This is a genomic window from Sphingobium sp. EM0848 (genome assembly GCF_013375555.1).
Lineage (GTDB): Bacteria > Pseudomonadota > Alphaproteobacteria > Sphingomonadales > Sphingomonadaceae > Sphingobium.
In genome coordinates, this window is the sequence record NZ_JABXWB010000001.1 from 3,060,976 (window position 1) to 3,074,410 (window position 13,435).

Annotated in this window: 12 protein-coding genes; 3 read left to right on the top strand and 9 right to left on the bottom strand. The window is 64.3% G+C overall.

Translation table 11 applies throughout. The features are described 5' to 3' along the window. Position 1: 1 nt before the first annotated feature. From HUK73_RS14950 to HUK73_RS14960, 3 genes are read right to left on the bottom strand one after another with little or no spacing between them, the layout of a single operon-like run. Positions 2-544, bottom strand: a complete 543-nt coding sequence (locus HUK73_RS14950) for a histidine phosphatase family protein (RefSeq protein ID WP_176592605.1) — start codon at positions 542-544, stop codon at positions 2-4. Then, on the bottom strand, positions 541-3,291 hold the full coding sequence (locus HUK73_RS14955; RefSeq protein ID WP_176592606.1) for an ATP-dependent DNA helicase: 2,751 nt from the start codon (positions 3,289-3,291) through the stop codon (positions 541-543). Before HUK73_RS14955 ends, HUK73_RS14950 begins: the two co-directional genes overlap by 4 nt. A gap of 52 nt (positions 3,292-3,343) precedes the next feature. Then, on the bottom strand, positions 3,344-3,700 hold the full coding sequence (locus HUK73_RS14960) for a PilZ domain-containing protein (protein WP_176592607.1): 357 nt from the start codon (positions 3,698-3,700) through the stop codon (positions 3,344-3,346). Between the two features lie 227 nt (positions 3,701-3,927). Here HUK73_RS14960 and HUK73_RS14965 point away from each other — a divergent pair, with 227 nt between their 5' ends. Beyond that, the gene (locus HUK73_RS14965; RefSeq protein WP_176592608.1) at positions 3,928-5,520 is read left to right on the top strand and encodes a lysine--tRNA ligase; all 1,593 of its coding nucleotides are present in this window, start codon (positions 3,928-3,930) and stop codon (positions 5,518-5,520) included. A gap of 246 nt (positions 5,521-5,766) precedes the next feature. Here HUK73_RS14965 and HUK73_RS14970 read toward each other — a convergent pair whose 3' ends face one another. The 3 genes from HUK73_RS14970 to HUK73_RS14980 form a co-directional block, all read right to left on the bottom strand. After that, on the bottom strand, positions 5,767-6,237 hold the full coding sequence (locus HUK73_RS14970; RefSeq protein ID WP_176592609.1) for an RcnB family protein: 471 nt from the start codon (positions 6,235-6,237) through the stop codon (positions 5,767-5,769). A 167-nt stretch (positions 6,238-6,404) separates the two neighbouring features. Continuing rightward, positions 6,405-7,082 (bottom strand): 2OG-Fe(II) oxygenase, encoded by a 678-nt coding sequence (locus HUK73_RS14975; protein WP_176592610.1) that lies wholly within the window; start codon positions 7,080-7,082, stop codon positions 6,405-6,407. A 113-nt stretch (positions 7,083-7,195) separates the two neighbouring features. Continuing rightward, positions 7,196-8,122 carry an RcnB family protein gene (locus tag HUK73_RS14980; protein WP_255326292.1) on the bottom strand — a complete coding sequence of 309 codons (927 nt, stop codon included), beginning with the start codon at positions 8,120-8,122 and terminating at the stop codon, positions 7,196-7,198. A gap of 214 nt (positions 8,123-8,336) precedes the next feature. Between HUK73_RS14980 and HUK73_RS14985 the strand changes: the two genes are divergently transcribed. Then, positions 8,337-9,146: a class III extradiol ring-cleavage dioxygenase gene (locus HUK73_RS14985; protein WP_176592611.1), complete on the top strand. Its 810-nt coding sequence runs from the start codon at positions 8,337-8,339 to the stop codon at positions 9,144-9,146. Between the two features lie 3 nt (positions 9,147-9,149). On the opposite strand, the gene HUK73_RS14990 is transcribed toward HUK73_RS14985, so the two are convergent. From HUK73_RS14990 to HUK73_RS15000, 3 genes are all read right to left on the bottom strand, one after another. Next, positions 9,150-9,686: a (2Fe-2S)-binding protein gene (locus tag HUK73_RS14990; protein WP_176592612.1), complete on the bottom strand. Its 537-nt coding sequence runs from the start codon at positions 9,684-9,686 to the stop codon at positions 9,150-9,152. Continuing rightward, entirely contained in the window at positions 9,683-10,159 is a 477-nt protein-coding gene (locus tag HUK73_RS14995; RefSeq protein ID WP_176592613.1) for a DUF2721 domain-containing protein, read from the bottom strand. The genes HUK73_RS14990 and HUK73_RS14995 overlap by 4 nt, the downstream gene beginning before the upstream one ends. Positions 10,160-10,301: 142 nt before the next feature. Beyond that, a complete protein-coding gene (locus tag HUK73_RS15000; RefSeq protein WP_176592614.1) occupies positions 10,302-11,510 on the bottom strand; it encodes an LL-diaminopimelate aminotransferase in 1,209 nt (402 codons plus the stop codon). Positions 11,511-11,653: 143 nt separating this feature from the next. Here HUK73_RS15000 and HUK73_RS15005 point away from each other — a divergent pair, with 143 nt between their 5' ends. Beyond that, positions 11,654-13,393, top strand: coding sequence for an alpha/beta hydrolase (locus HUK73_RS15005; RefSeq protein WP_176592615.1), 1,740 nt, complete (start codon positions 11,654-11,656; stop codon positions 13,391-13,393). The last annotated feature ends 42 nt before the right edge of the window (positions 13,394-13,435 follow it).

The following is a 13,435-nucleotide window of genomic DNA, read 5'->3' on the forward strand; positions in this document are numbered from 1 at the left end:
TTCAGCGCGACCCCGGCCCCAGCGCCGGGTCCAGGTCGCGCGGCCGGGTGAAGCTGGCCAGATTGGCGATATTGGGCTTCGCCTCGCTCCAATGGTCGATGGGCAGTTCCATGACCGCGATGGAGGCGGTCGGGAATTTCACCTCCACATCCTCGCGCAGGGGGCTTGCGCCATTATCGGGCACGAGGTCGAGGATCAGTTCTTCCAGCCCCGGATTATGCCCCGACATCAGGACGTTGGCGGCGCCGTCGGGCAGGTCGCGGATCACGTCGAACAGCGTCGGGGCGGAGGCCAGATAGATGCGCCGGTCCCAATGCGGATCGATCACCGTTCCATAGCCGATGAAAAAGCTGTCCAGCGTTTCCACCACGCGCACGGCGGGAGAGGCGACGACCATATCGAACTGCATGTCACGCGCCTTGGCGAACTCGCCCATTACGACCGCGGCCTTTTCCCCACGGCGATTGAGCGGCCGATCGAAATCCCGTGCAACCGGATCGTCCCAATCGGACTTGGCATGACGGAACAGGATCAACCGCTTCATTTTTGCTCCAGGTCGTAGGTGCCGGATTCGACTCGCTGATGCCCTAACGCCATGCCGCCGCCAAGGCCAGCGTCGGAATGGGCGTTTACCGACAGGATCGCTTCATCCAGCGTCAGACGGCGGATCGGCGTGCCGGGCGGAAAGGCGCTGAGCAGGCGGCTGGGCATGGCGGCGGACAGGATGACGAAGCTGCCCCGATCCTCCGCCCGCCGGATCAGCCGGCCAAAGGCCTGCGCCATGCGCGCCCGGATCAGCCGGTCGTCATAGGCACTGCCGCCACCCGCCAGCTTGCGCGCAGCGTGCAGCACCGTGGGCTTGGACCATGGCACGCCCTCCATCACCACCAGCCGCAGCGAATGGCCGGGCACGTCCACGCCATCGCGCAGCGCATCGGTGCCGAGCAGCGATGCGCGCGGATCGTCGCGGAAAATATCGATCAGTGTTCCGGTATCCATCGGGTCGACATGCTGCGTGTAAAGCGGCAGCCCCGCCCGCGCCAGCCGGTCCGCGACGCGCGCATGGACCGCGCGCAGCCGCCGGATCGCGGTGAACAGGCCCAAAGTCCCGCCGCCCGCCGCCTCGATCAGCCGAGCATAGGCGCCCGACAGCGCCGCAATGTCGCCGCGCTTGATGTCGGTGACGATCAGCACTTCCGACCGGCCCGGATAATCGAAGGGGCTGCTCGCCTCGAACTGTTCCGCGCCGCGTGGGAGATGGCTGGCGCCGCTGCGGCTGATCGCATTGTCCCAATCGCCGCCGCCCTTGAGCGTGGCGGAGGTGATCAGCACGCCCTGCGCCGGTTTCAGCACCGCCTGCGCCAAGGGGCGCGACGGGTCCAGCCAGTGGCGGTGAATGCCGATGTCGAACTCCCGCCCCTCGATCCGCTCGACCGCCAGCCAGTCGACGAAATCGGCGTCTGCCGGTCCGCCGATCCGCGCCAGCAGCGCCAGCCAGGCCGTCACCAGATCGCGCCGCCAACCGAGCGAGGCGATCGCCCCCTCGACCCGAGCCCGCGCCGCGCCGTCCAGCCAGTCGGGCGCTTCCTCGATCACGGCCTCCATGCGCTTGCCGAGATGGGTGAGGGGACGCAGCAGGGCGTCCAAGGCCCGCGCCGCCTCCTGCGCGGCCTCGACCAGCGCGCCGTCCGGCTCAGCCAGTTCGGTTTCCAGCCCATAGCCCGCATCGGCCTCCCCGGTGTCGGCGGCCCGCGCGTAGACGGTTCCGCGCACCGCCGCGAGCAACTCCTCCACCGGCCCGAAAGGCTCGCCCGCGACGATGCGCTTCAGCCATTCGTCGGCGGGCAATGCTCGCGCCGCTTCCGCCGCTGCGCGGATCGCCTCGCCGCCCTGTTCGTCATAGCTGGCAAGGTCGGACAGCCGCGCCGCAAGGCCACGCCGTCGCCCACGCGAATTGCCCTCCGGTCCCATGACCCAGCGGCGGAGTTCGATCGCTTCCTGCCCCGAGAGAGCGACGGAAAAGGTCGAATCCGCCGCGTCGAACAGATGATGGCCTTCGTCGAACACGATGCGCTGCGGCGCCTGACCCGTCTCGCGACCACGCGCCGCGTTGATCATCACCAGCGCGTGATTGGCGATCACGATATCCGCATCGGCCGAGGCCCGTGCCGACCGCTCGATGAAGCATTTGCGATAATGCGGACAGCCTGCATAGATGCACTCGCCACGCCGGTCGGTCAGCGCGGTCGAGCCATTGCGCCGGAACAGGGTCGGCAGCCAGCCGGGCAGGTCGCCGCCGATCATGTCGCCATCCTTGGTGAAGGCGGCCCAGCGCGCCACCAGCTGCGCCAATATCGCCGCTCGCCCGGCAAAGCCGCCTTGCAAGGCGTCTTCCAGGTTCAGCAGGCAGAGATAATTTTCCCGCCCCTTGCGCACCACCACCCGCTTCGCCGCAACGGCGGGATCGGGGAAGAGGCGCAGACTCTCCCGGTCCAGCTGCCGTTGCAACGCCTTGGTATAGGTGGAAATCCACACCGTCCCCAGCGCTTCCCCGGCCCAGAGCGAGGCGGGGGCGAGATAGCCCAGCGTCTTGCCGATCCCGGTCCCGGCTTCGGCCAGCAGCATATTGGGCTGGTCGCGATGGGCCCTGGGCCGGAACACCTCCGCCGCCGCTGCCGCATAGGCACGCTGACCGGCGCGCGCTTCGGCGCCCGCGCCGGTCAGTTGCTCCAGCCGCGCCACCACGGCGTCGGATTGCAGGGACACCGGGCGCGGGGCAGGGCGGGGCGGCGTCTCCTCCCATTCCGGGAGCTTCGAAAAGAGCCAGCGTTCCGCCTCTTTCGGCCTGGCGATGCGGCCGGCAACCAGCGGCGCCCAGGGCCAGCGCAGCCTGTGCAGCGATTGCGCCGCGGTCCAGCCGCCCTCCCGCTCGGCCCAGCCGCTAGAATCGAGCGTCTCCAGCAACGCGCGGGTCGCCGCCTGCAACAGTTGGGGAATGTCGGCTTCGCTGGCCGGGCGGGGCAGGTTCAGCGCTTCGGCCAGCCCCTTGGGCGTGGGCACCAGAAAGCGTGCGGGATGGATGAAGGCCCACAGCTCCAGCAGATCGAGGCCATTCAAATCGGGATAGCCCAGCCGCTGCCCGGTCAGCGGGGCGTTCAGCAGCAGGGTTGGCGTTTCGGCCGTCCGCGCGATCGCCGTGCCTTTGGCAACGGCCTGCGTATCGGTCCCCTCCCTGAGCCAGATGCCGCCGTGGCTGGCGTGGAGAGCGGGCAGGGCGGCGGGATCGATCACCCGCCCGGCTTAGGCGAGCGGGAACAAAAGGGAAACCGGAAATGCGATCGATTCAGCCGAACCGGCGTCCGAATCCGCCCGCGGGCCGTGCGCCGGGAGTCCGGGGCTGGAAGGCGGTCGGCGCCAGCCTGGCGGCGCGCGCGATTTCCAGCCGGTCGAACAGCGGCCCGTCGGTCAATTCATAGGGGAAGCGGAGTCCCATCCGGTCTTCTTCCGACCATTGCACGATGGCGAAGACGACATGTCCTTCATAATCGATCTGGCACTGGCTGCGCACCGGCAGGCGGCAGCCCGCAATCTGGGCGCCGCTTTCGCTCAAATCGACGATCATTCCATCCAGACTGTCGAGCACCGTAGTCACGATCACCGGGATATCGACGGCTATTCTCTGACGGCTGCGCGGCTGCATAGTCCCTCCTGAGCCCCCTAAGCTCCCGATAAATATGACTCATCAGGGTTAATCAAAGTTAAATGGGATGGTGCAAAGCCTGCCATTCGTCTCCGTTTTGGCACCAAAAATCGTAGTCTTTCGTCCAGACCGGGCGCTTTTGCCGCCGCATTTTGGCTGGGCCGAACTGCGTTTCCGAGTCGTCAGATGTTTCCATCTGACTTGAAAATGCTTAGGGGGCTTCCATCATGACCGTGTCCGACATCATCCGCACCGCCGCGCAGGCGTCCAAGGCCTGGCCCTATGAGGAAGCCCGCAAGCTCCTGAAGCGCTATCAAAATGGCGCTCCGGAGAAAGGTTATGTCCTGTTCGAGACCGGCTATGGCCCTTCGGGCCTGCCGCATATCGGCACCTTCAACGAAGTGCTGCGCACCACCATGGTCCGCAACGCCTATCATGCGCTGTCGGACATCCCGACCCGCCTGATCGCGTTCAGCGACGACATGGACGGGCTGCGCAAGGTGCCGGACAATGTGCCCAATCAGGCGATGCTGACCGAGCATCTGGGCAAGCCGCTGACGCAGGTGCCCGATCCGTTCGAGAAGTTCGAGAGCTTCGCGCATCACAACAACGCGATGCTGCGCGAGTTTCTTGACCGCTTCGGCTTCGATTATGAATTTGTCTCGGCCACTGACCGCTACAAGTCCGGTGGCTTTGATGACGCGCTGAAGAATGTCCTGCGCCATTATCAGGACATTATGGACATCATGCTGCCGACGCTGCGCAAGGAACGGCAGGCGACCTATTCGCCGGTGCTGCCGATCAGCCCGAAGAGCGGCATCGTGCTTCAGGTGCCGGTCGAGGTGCTGGACGCCGACACCGGCCTCGTCCGCTTCGAGGACAGCTCTGTTCCTGGGGGCGAGGTGATCGAACAGTCGATCCTGTCGGGCGGCGCGAAGCTGCAATGGAAGGTCGACTGGGCGATGCGCTGGGTCGCGCTGGGCGTCGACTATGAGATGGCGGGCAAGGATCTGATCGATTCGGTCACCCAGTCGTCGAAGATCTGCCGCGCACTCGGCGCCCGTCCGCCCGAGGGCTTCAATTACGAGATGTTCCTCGACGAAAAGGGCGAGAAGATCTCCAAGTCCAAGGGCAACGGCCTCAGCCTTGAGCAATGGCTGACCTACGGTCCACAGGAAAGTCTGGCCTTCTACGCCTATCGCGAGCCGAAAAAGGCGAAGCAGCTGCATATGGGCGTCATTCCCCGCGCGGTGGACGAATATTGGCAGTTCCGCGGCAACTATCCCAAGCAGGCGGTCGAGCAGCAGCTGGGCAACCCGGTCCATCATATCCATGACGGCCAGCTGCCGCAGGGTGAATTGCCCGTCACCTTCGGCCTGCTGCTGAACCTCGTCGGCGTGATGGGTGATGCCAGCCGCGAACAGGTCTGGGGCTATCTCCAAAATTATGTCGCGGACGCCAATGCGGATACCTATCCGGAACTGGACGCGCTGATCGGCCATGCGCTGGCCTATCACCGCGATTTCGTGGCGCCCACGCTCAAGCGCCGCGCTCCGCAAGCGAACGAGGCCGCCGCGCTGCGCAAGCTGGACGAAGAACTCGCGGCTCTTCCCGAAGGCGCTTCGGCGGAGGATATCCAGAACATCGTCTATGCCATCGGCAAGGACGAGGCCTATGGCTTTGCCGAACTGCGGGACTGGTTCAAGGCGCTTTACCAGACCCTGCTGGGCGCCGATCAGGGGCCGCGCATGGGTAGCTTCATCGCGCTTTACGGCGTCGCCAACAGCCGTCGCCTGATCGAGGAAGCGCTCGCCGCCTGACAGGCTGGCAAGGGAACATTTTGGCGGGCCAAACGTTTCGGCTCATGGTCCACCCCCTTTCGGACTGATGGTGCGTTTCGCGCGTCATCGGCCGCGCTTGCCCGGAAACGAGCGGCGCGGCCAATGGGGAACCCCAGAGTGATTTGCTCGCAAATCACGGCGGAAGAGCGAGGGAATGGACCGCACGCGCCATAGCGCAAAAGGAAACGGCCCCTGAGCTACCCAGGGGCCGTTTCGTCGTTCAGCTTACCAGAAGAAGCCGCGATGGACCTCCATCACCCGGCCGTTCCGTACATTGACCAGCAGCACGTCATTATAATGCCTTACCCATTGCTGGTTCGCACCCGGACGGGGCAGCCGATAGCGATAGGGATCGGAGATATAGTAGCGCGAGCTGTAATAATTGGGTTGGAGCCGCGCGCCGACATCCCAGCGATTATAACGGAACGGGGCACGCCAGTTGCCGCCGCGATAGACGTCGCGGTGCGACTTGCGATAGTCGCGCCAATCCTCCCGCAATTCCTGCCGGGCGTCGCGCACGTCGCGACGCGCCTCACGCACATCCTGGCGGTCGCCGTAACGCTGCGCGTCCCGCAGATTTTGCTGTTCATGGCGCAGGTCGCGCGCGCTGTCGCGCACTTCGGCGCGCGACTGGGCCATGGCGGCACCCGGAAGGACAGTGGCGGCCATCAGGCCCAGTATAATCAGTTTACGCATAGGTCTTCTCCCACATCGGGCGGCTGGATGCCGATGGGAGGGAGCAACTGTCCCCCGCCCGTTCCGGTTCCGCCGGCCACGAAGCAGATATGGCCCCACGCGCCTGAACGGGTCGGGAATGAAACAGTCAGGATTCAGTCATTTATGTCGCACTTTGTATCAGCGGCTCAAGGTTTCCAGGGGCGTTCGCGGAACCATTTGGTGACGACATATTTGGTGCCCTTTTCCACCGGCCGGGCGGCGTGCAGGCTGAAGGGATTGGGTGCCCCGTCGCGGTCCATATTGTTCCAGATCAGGATCATGCCCTCGACCGGGGGCACCATGAAGCCGCATTGGGGGAAATGCGTTTCCCCACCCGCCTCGACCGGGGAGAGGTAGATCATCGCCGTCCAGCTGCGCTGTCCCCCCGTCTTCAACATCGCCGGCCAATAGCTGGCCGTCACCGGGAAATAGTCGCAATGAACCTTATATTCCTGGCCCGACTGGTAACGCTGGCCCTGCAATGTCTCGCCATGATCCGCCGGGATTCCCATCAGTGCGCAGATTCGATCGCTGACCGAGCCGACCAGCCTGTCCCATGGGCTGAGATTGCAACTCGCGCTGGTGCGGTAATCGGCATTGGCGCTGCCCGAAAACAGCGTGGATGGCTGCGCGTCTTCGTCGATCAGGGTCCGCAGGCCCGCGCATTCCTCCGGGCTGAGGAAATCCTGCCGCCCGTAAATTTCCAGGTCGGGCGCGTCGATCCGGCTCACCATCGGGTTGCGGTCCAGTCGCGCCCGCACCGTCTCGCCGATCCGCGCGCGGGCGGCCGAGGCCACGCCGCCATCGTCAACAATCTCGTTCATGCCGCCCTCCTGCCACCGCGCGGCGCCCTTGCGCAAATGAAAAGGGCCCGGAGCGCATGGCTCCGAGCCCAGTGGTTCCTGAAGGCCAATTCAGGAGCCTGTCTCTTCCGGTCCTACCAGAAGAAATCGTAGATCACGTCGACCACATAGCCGTCGCGGATATCGACCAGCAGCGCATCGTCATAATAGCGGACCCAGCGCAGCGTGCCGTAGGCGGGCGGCAGGCGGTAATAATAGGGATCGTCGATCCAGTAGCTGTTCGAATAGAGCAGGCTGTTCAGATAGATCCCGATGTTGAAACGCGAATAGCCATAGCCCCAGCCACGCGGCGCATAATAGCGGCCGATCCGGTAACGGTCGCCATAGCGCGCCCGATAGCTGGACCAGTCATAGCGCCGGTCATTGCGCCAGCCGCTGTCCCAGCGCCGCTGTCCTTCCCAACGGCTGCGGTCGTCGAAACGCCGCCCGTTGTTCCAGTTGTTGCCGCTCCAGCCCGGATTGCCGCGCCGGTCATTATTATCCCAACGCCGATCATTATTGTCCCAGCGCCGATCGTTCCGGTCGTTCCGGTCGTTGCCGCCCCGGTCGACCCGCCAGGCCGGACGGTTGTCGTTCCGGTTGCGATCATTCCCGTTGCGGTCGTTCCGGTCATCACCGCGCGGCATCGTGACCACGCGCGGCTGGCCCCCGTTCCAGCGGCTTTCATTCGCCGGACCACGCTGATCACCGCGCCATTGCGGCTGGACCTGGCGTTGGGGCTGAGGTTGGGGCTGGGGCTGGGGCTGCGCCACAGGGGCAGGCCGGTCATTGCGCTGCCATGCCTGCGGCTGGCGCGCCTCGCCGCCGCCCTGCCATTGCGGGCGTTGCGCCTGGCCGCGGTCCTGATCGCCACCGCCGCGCTGGCCGCCATCGGGCCGGCCCGACCGTTCGCCGCGTCCACGCCAGGCGCCATTATTATTATCTTGCTGGGCATAAGCAGGGGCGATGCCGCCAAGCACCGTCGCCGCCATCAAGCCCGCCAGCATCATTTTCCTCAACATGCCGATTGCCTTCATCTCTCAAGAGGCCTGATGCCCCTCATATGCTGCTTTTAAGACTCGGGCCATGACATGTTGCTGAACTTGTCTGTCAGCGATTTGAAAGAATCTTGGACGTGACTGCGAACCGGCCCATGAAACCCGCAAGACAGGCCGAAACAATCCGTTTCCACCTCCAGACTTGTTCCTGAACTGCGTTCCTCCGATCTAGACGGGCATGAAACAACCGACCTTCTTCATCCCGCATGGCGGCGGACCCTGCTTCTTCATGGATCCGAGCGACCCGGACCGTCCGCACAGCGACCCGATGTGGCATCCGATGCAGGATCATCTGGCGAACGTCGTGGCGGCCCTGCCTGAACGGCCCAGCGCGATCCTCCTGATCTCCGGTCATTGGGAGGAAAGCCGCTTCACGGTTCACACCGGCGAGCATCCCGGATTGTTGTTCGACTATTACGGCTTCCCGCCGCATACCTACACGCTACGCTGGGATGCGCCCGGCGCCCCCGCGCTCGCCCGCCGCGCGGCGGGCCTGCTGGAAGAAGCCGGTTTCCCTGCCGGTACGGAGCAGGAGAGGGGCTGGGACCATGGCGTCTTCATTCCGATGAAGGTCGCGCTTCCGCAGGCGGACATTCCCGTCGCCCAGCTTTCGCTCCGCCACGATCTTGATCCGGAAGCCCATATTGCCGCGGGCCGCGCGCTTGCTCCGCTGCGCGATGAAGGCGTCCTCATCATCGGGTCGGGGATGAGCTTCCACAATCTGCGCGTCCGGGGCATTCAGGCGACCGCGCCCTCGCAGCTTTGGGACGATGCCCTGACCCAAGCGGTCACCGATCCCGATCCGGCCAGCCGCGCGAAGCGGGTCGCGGCCTGGGCCGATCTGCCCCACGCCCATTTCGCCCATCCGCGCGAAGAGCATCTCCTGCCCCTGATGGTCGCCTTGGGCGCGGGCGGGGAAGACATGGCGGTGCGCGACCATCGCAGCACTGTGCTGGGTTGGACGGTTTCGGGCTATCGTTTTGGATAAGCCCTAAGGTTTGCGCAGCGCCGGAACCGCCTTGGCCGCCTCATCGGGGGAAATCCCCGAGGGCGGCACGGCATCCACCACTTCCTCGCCCCGCATCACCCGCCCGGCCCGCTGGATCGCGCCCCTGAGGCGCGGATAGATACCACAGCGGCAGATATTGGTGATGGCGGCGTCGATCTCCTCATCGCTTGGATCGGGGGTCCGCCGCAGCAGCACGGAAGAGGCCATGATGATGCCGGGAATGCAATAGCCGCATTGCGACACATTGTCCGCCGCGAACACCTGTTGCAGCGGATGCCCGCGATCGGGCGACAGACCCTCGATGGTGGTGACGAACTTCCCCTCCGTCGCTGCGATGGTCACGCGGCAGGATCGCACGGCCTGTCCATCGATATCGACCGTGCAGGCGCCGCAATCCCCGGTGCCGCAGCCATATTTGGTCCCGGTCAGATTGGATGCGTCCCGCAGCGCCCAGAGCAAGGGGGTTGCGGGGTCCATCCGGTACTGGACGGGCCGGTCGTTGACCGTGAATTTCGTCATGCCGCGCTCTCTTCCTCCGCCTGATGGTAGAGCACCTCATTGCGGATGTGGATGGTGCGTGAGGCCAGCCGGATTTCCTGAATGAAAGTGCCGAAGGCGGCCGCCTGCAACACCATGGCCAGGCTGAACAGAATGGCGATCGGCGTGCCCAGATGCACCCCGAACAGGTTCGCCGCGAACAGCAGGATAACGACCAGACACACCGCGCAGGCCGACGCCACCGACAGGAAGATCGCACCGTTGACCACGCTCATCCGCCGGTCGAGTACCCGGATTTCGCTCACCATCCGGTCATGTTCCTTGCCGCGCGATTTGAGGATCTTCTCCTCCACCGCCCGCGCCCGGTCGATGATCCGGGCCAGCCGCCCGACGCAGACATTCAGGAACGCGCCGATGCCCGCCAGCAGGAAGACCGGCGCCAGCGCAAGCTGGATCGTCTGCGCGACCTGCGAAACCTGTGGAAGTGCAATCATGCGCGCGCCATTTTCTCCATATTCCCAAACCAGCGCAGGCCGAGGAAAATGACAAGACCTCTCGTCGGGCCATGGTTGAAAAAGAAGAACGCCACGGCCCTGAGGCCGCAGCGCCCTTTCCCTTTTCTGCAAATCGGATGATTCAGGCCGCGCCCTTGGCTGGCGTGTTGACGCCCATGGATTTCAGATACTGCTTGATGTTGCGCGCCGCCTGCCGCAGCCGCTGTTCATTCTCGACCATGGCGATGCGGACATAGCCTTCGCCATCCTCGCCATAGCCGACGCCCGGCGCGACCGCGACCTTGGCATGGGTCAGCAGTTGCTTGGAAAATTCCAGGCTCCCCATCTCCTTGAGGGCGGGGGGCAGGGGCGCCCAGGCGAACATGGAAGCCTTGGGCGCGGGAATGTCCCAACCGGCGCGGCCGAAGGCCTCCACCATCACGTCGCGGCGCTTGTGATAGAGTTCGCGGTTCTTCTGCACGATGTCCTGCGGGCCGTTCAGCGCCGCGCAGGCCGCCGCCTGAATCGGCGTGAAGGCGCCATAGTCGAGATAGGATTTCACCCGCTTCAGCGCCGCGATCAGCTTGGTATTGCCGACCGCGAAACCGATGCGCCAGCCCGCCATGCTATAGGTCTTCGACAGCGAGGTGAATTCCACCGCCACATCCTTGGCGCCCGGCACCTGAAGGATCGAAGGCGTCGGATTGCCGTCATAATAAAGCTCGGAATAGGCAAGGTCGGACAGGACCCAGACCTTGTTCTCCTTCGCCCAGGCGACCAGCCGCTCGTAAAAGGCAAGGTCGACCGTCTCGGCGGTCGGATTGCTGGGATAGCCCACGACCAGAATCGAGGGACGCGGCACGGTGAAGGCCATCGCCCGGTCCAGCGCCTTCCAATAATGTTCGTCCGGCGTCGTCGGCACGGAGCGGATTGTCGCGCCAGCGATGATGAAGCCGAACATATGGATCGGGTAACTGGGGTTGGGCGCCAGCACGACATCGCCGGGCGCGGTGATCGCGGTGGCAAGGCTGGCGAGCCCTTCCTTCGACCCCATGGTCACGACGACCTCGGTTTCCGGGTCAAGATCGACACCGAAGCGGCGGCCATAATAGTTCGCCTGCGCCTTCCGCAGCCCCGGAATCCCCATGGACTGGGAATAGCCATGGGCGCTCGGCTTCTGCGCGACTTCGCACAGCTTGGCGATCACATGGTCGGGCGGCGGCAGGTCGGGATTGCCCATGCCAAGGTCGATAATGTCCTCCCCCGCGGCTCGCGCGGCGGCCCGCATCGCATTGACTTCAGCGATGACATAGGGCGGCAGACGCTTCATGCGGTAGAATTCTTCGGACATTTTTTGGGGCTTTCCTGAAAGCTCTCTGTAAGGAATAGTGCGTGACGCGCATTCAGCCTGTCACAATCCGGCTATAACCCGCCCGATAGCGACATGCCAGTGAAAGCGGCGGACCGGACCATGCCAGGAGGAGGAAGGTGGCCATGAAAGCAGAGAATGTCATGGAACCCCGCCTTCCCACGCTTGCAGAGATGCAGCAATGGACGCAGGTGCTGGGCCGTGCCCAGCAGTTGTTGCTGGAACAGGCGGCGGGCGCTGCCGGTCGTACCCTGCCTTTCGATCCGGCTGCCGTTTCGCGCATCCAGACCAGCTTTGCCGATGAGGGGCTGGCGCTCTGGCAGCGTTTCCTCGATTCGGGTGGCATGCTGCGCGACCAGCCTGAACCGCCGCCCCCCGGCAGTCCGGCCGCGGTCCGGGACCGGCGCTTTGCCGACCCGGCATGGACCGAGCATCCCTTTTACGACCTGATCCGGCAAAGCTATCTGCTGCTTTCCGACTATCTGTTGAAGATGGCCGATGCGGTCGATGGGGTCGATCCCAAGCAGAAGGCCAAGCTGCGCTTCGCCACCACCGGCATGATCGACGCGATGGCGCCGAGCAACTTTCCGCTCACCAATCCCATGGTCGTGCAGAAGACGATCCAGAGCGGCGGCGAGAATCTGGTCAAGGGCCTCCAGCATATGCTGGCCGACATGGAAAAGGGCCAGCTTACCCATACCGACGGGATGGCGTTCGAAGTGGGGCGCAACATCGCCTCGACACCCGGCAAGGTCATCAAGGAAACGCCGCTCTACCAGCTCATCCACTATGCGCCCGCGACCGAAACGGTGCTGGAAACGCCGCTGTTGATCTTCCCGCCGTGGATCAACCGCTTTTACATTCTCGACCTGTCGCCGGAAAAGAGCTTCGTCAAATGGGCGGTCGATCAGGGCCTCAGCGTCTTCCTCGTTTCGTGGAAGTCGGCCGATGCCTCGATGAAGGACCTGATCTGGGACGATTATATCGAAAAGGGGCAAATCGACGCGATCGACACGGTGCGCGATCTGCTCAAAGTGCCGAGCGTCCATACCATCGGCTATTGCGTCGCGGGCACCACGCTCGCCGCCACGCTGGCGTTGCTGACGGCGCGGGGAGAGGCGGAGAAGGTCGCCAGTGCCACCTTCTTCACGGCGCAGGTGGATTTCAGCCAGGCGGGCGACCTCAGTCTCTTCGTCGATGACGAGCAGATGAAGATGGTGGAGCAGCTCTCCTCCGGCGGCTTCCTTGACGGGCGCTATATGGCCGCCACCTTCAACCTGCTGCGCGGGCGGGACCTCATCTGGAACTATGTGGTCAACAACTATCTGCTGGGACAGGATTATCCGCCGTTCGACCTGCTCTACTGGAACGGCGACACGACCAACCTGCCTGCATGTTGGCACAAGGCCTATCTCACCCAGCTCTATCGCGACAATCTGCTGGTGCAGCCGGGCGCGATCAGTGTCGCGGGCACGCCGATCGACCTGCGTCAGATCAAGACGCCCGCCTATGTGCAGGCCGGGCGGGAAGATCATATCGCGCCGCTGGAAAGCGTGTGGAAACTGACCGAGCATCTGTCCGGGCCGATCCGTTTCCTGCTTGCCGGTTCGGGGCATATTGCGGGCGTGGTCAATCCGCCCGCCGCCGGCAAATATCAATATTGGGCCTGTGACGAATCGCAGCCGACTCTGGATGCCTTTCTGGACAAGGCGAAGGAGACCAAGGGCAGTTGGTGGCCCGACTGGATCGAGTGGATTCGGGGGCTCAACTCCGCCACCGTTCCCGTCAAAGGGGCGCGCGTGCCCGGCAAGGGACGACTCAAGGCCATAGAGGATGCGCCGGGCCGATATGTGAAAACGCGCTGATTCATTGCCTTAGGATATAATTGCGATCGGCTGGCTTTCCCC